This is a genomic window from Gemmatimonadota bacterium, assembly GCA_026706845.1.
Classification (GTDB): Bacteria; Latescibacterota; UBA2968; order UBA2968; family UBA2968; genus VXRD01.
Genome location: JAPOXY010000176.1, coordinates 2490 through 5338 on the forward strand (window position 1 = coordinate 2490; position 2849 = coordinate 5338).

Genomic DNA, 2849 nt, shown 5'->3' on the forward strand with positions numbered 1-2849 from the left:
GGAAATCACGCGCTTTCATCCGCGCTCGCCCTACGGCATCTCCAAAGTCGCGGGATTTGACCTCACCCGCAACTATCGAGAAGCCTATGGCCTGTACGCCGCCAGCGGCATCTTGTTCAACCACGAATCCCCTCGTCGGGGATTTGAATTTGTCACCCGCAAAATCACCTCCCACGTCGCGCGCATCAAACTCGGACAAATCGGCCATCTCTCGCTCGGCAACCTCGACGCCAAACGCGACTGGGGACACGCCCGCGAATACGTCAAAGCCATGTGGATCATGCTCCAACAAGACGCGCCCGACGACTATGTCATCGCAACCGGTGAGACCCATTCGGTGCGCGAATTTTGCGAAATCGCCTTCTCACACGTCGGCCTCGACTATCGGGAACACGTGCAGATCGATCCGCGATTCTTGCGCCCGGCCGAAGTCGATCTGCTCATCGGCGATTGCACCAAAGCCAAAGACAAACTCAACTGGACTTACGACATAGACTTTGAAGACCTCGTAAAAGAAATGGTTGACGCAGACCTCGGATTATTCTCAAGAAATTCATAACCCAAGGAGCTTGTTATGTCTCGTATCGGACGCGCCGCAGTGATGAGCGGCGAAAAATTTGAAATACGCGAATATCCCGTTCCCGATCCAGAACCGGGATCGATTCTGCTCAAACAAGAACTCGCCGGCATCTGCGGCACAGACCTGCACAACTGGGAATATCAGCGATTGCGGGGTGAGATCATTCTCGGCCACGAAAATGTCGGCATCATCGACAGCCTGGGATCCGGTGTAGAAACCGATTATCTGGGCAATCCCATCGCGCCCGGTGATCGGGTCCTCTTCGCACCCGGCACAAATCGCGGAGCGTACGGTTTTATACAAGCCGAAGAAGCCCCCTATTTGCGGGGTGGTTTTGGCGAATACATCTACCTGTGGAATCCCGATACAGTCGTGCTCAAAACCGATATGCCCGCCGAAGTTGCGGTCATCACCGAGCCTTTTACCATTGGCGTACACGGCGCAATGCGTTCCGGCTTGCAATTTGGCGACACCGTCGTCGTACAGGGATCGGGAGCCATTGGCCTGCTCACACTCGTCGCCGCCAAAGTCAGCGGGGCGGGACGGCTCATCATGGTCGGCGGACCCAAAGGACGTCTGGAACTGGCAGAGCAACTCGGCGCAGACCTCACCATCGACATCGCCGACATACCCGATCCCGAAGAACGCACAAAAATTGTGCGCGAAAACACGCCCCGAGGCGAAGGCGCCGACGTCGTCTTTGAATGCGCGGGATTTTTGCCCGCCATTCCCGAAGGCGTCACATTCCTGCGACACAGCGGCACCTATGTCGCCATGGGCCATTTTGTCGATGTGGGATCTTTTGACTGCAATCCCAACCAGATGTTTATGCGCCGCAACATGCGCCTCGAAGCCGTATGGGCAAGCAAGCCCGAACACTTTGTCCGCGCACTCCCCATCCTCGAGCGAAACGAATACGCCTTTGCCGACCTCGTCAGCCACACCATACCCATTGACCGCGTAGCCGAAGGATTCAACGCCCTGCACAGCGGATACCATCTCGACGGCAAAGACACAATTAAAATTGCAGTTAAAGGCGGGTTGGTATAAACGAAACAACACAAAAAACAAAAACGGCGATGGAAATAAATCCACCGCCGTTTTTTGGTTTAAGGGTTAATCAGAAACTAATCGCGGCACTCACCATCTGCACGGGATCGGTGAAAGACGTATTGAAATGCTTGAACGCATAATCGAGGCGAACGCCTTTCCCGGCCTCGGTTTTGTAATCAATACCGGCACCGAACGAATAATCTTCCAGATCGTGGTTGTTCTTATACCCACCGCGCAGGGAAAAACCCATCGCAGAGGTCGCCTGCTTAAACCGATATTCTACACCCACAAGCGTGCGCTCGTCGAAATCTATCGGACTATGGATCTCAGTGACCAGATTCAGATGATGCGGCACAGGGATTCGGCCAAACAGCGAAATCATATCGAAGACAAAACCCAGGCGGAATGACCGGGGCAACTCGAAATGCTCGCGCTGAAACTGAGACTCCCCTCCCGGACTGAAATTCCTCACACTCATAGCAATCACCATATTCCGGAATCCCGTATTGAAGTAGGTCCCGATATCCACGGCAAAAGCATTGAGATCATTCGACTGCGTTTGCCGACTACCGGCTATAAAGACCTCACTCGATCCCAACCCCTGATGAGCGAAACGCGCCATTGCCCCTACTGAAAACCGATCGGTAATCTGAAAACCCCAGCCTGCGGACAGGGCGTAATTCGTCGTGGTAAATGTACCCGTCTCGGTGAACCCCACACTGGCGGGATCGGGATTGATCTTGGTGCCATTGATCTCTCCCGCGCTGTGGGTGACAAAGCCCACGCCAAAGGTGCCCGGTGTATTTGGAAATTTGAAAACCGCACCGGCAACCTGGTGATTTGTTTCAAAAATCCATTTGGCATGGGTAAAAAACGCCTGCCGTTCGTGTACAAAACCCAGCAACCCCGGGTTTAGAAATACCGCACCCGACGCATCGCCGATCAGACCTGCGCCCGCATCCGCCATCGCGGCTCGCCGCGCATCTGTGGAAAATCCGAGAAACACAAAACCGCTCTGCGCGGCTTTCACGCCAGAAGGTCTGACTTCTTCCTGATTTGGATAAATGGGTTCCAGATCGCGAATCTTTTCGCCGCCGAGAACCCGGGGATCTTCAAATTGAGCATTGGCCTGCACGCCGGAAAGGACGAACGCCAGCAGACAGACCCAGATAATATTATGTAATTTCACAACAGCCTCCTCGTCTGACCTACCGAA

General features: G+C 54.2%; 3 protein-coding genes. 2 read left to right on the forward strand and 1 reads right to left on the reverse strand.

Annotated features, from left to right (window positions below; genetic code table 11):
- A partial coding sequence (locus OXG87_16370) for a GDP-mannose 4,6-dehydratase (protein MCY3871126.1) occupies positions 1-559 on the forward strand: 559 nt, incomplete at its 5' end.
- Between the two features lie 15 nt (positions 560-574).
- Positions 575-1630: a zinc-binding dehydrogenase gene (locus tag OXG87_16375; GenBank protein ID MCY3871127.1), complete on the forward strand. Its 1056-nt coding sequence runs from the start codon at positions 575-577 to the stop codon at positions 1628-1630.
- A 70-nt stretch (positions 1631-1700) separates the two neighbouring features.
- Here OXG87_16375 and OXG87_16380 read toward each other — a convergent pair.
- Positions 1701-2849, reverse strand: a 1149-nt coding sequence (locus OXG87_16380; GenBank protein MCY3871128.1) for a PorV/PorQ family protein, incomplete at its 5' end; no start/stop codon positions are given.

What these genes read in the sequence shown, in the direction of transcription:
- OXG87_16375 (MCY3871127.1), top strand. Translation starts at nt 575, where the DNA reads ATGTCTCGTATCGGACGCGCCGCAGTGATGAGCGGCGAAAAATTTGAA.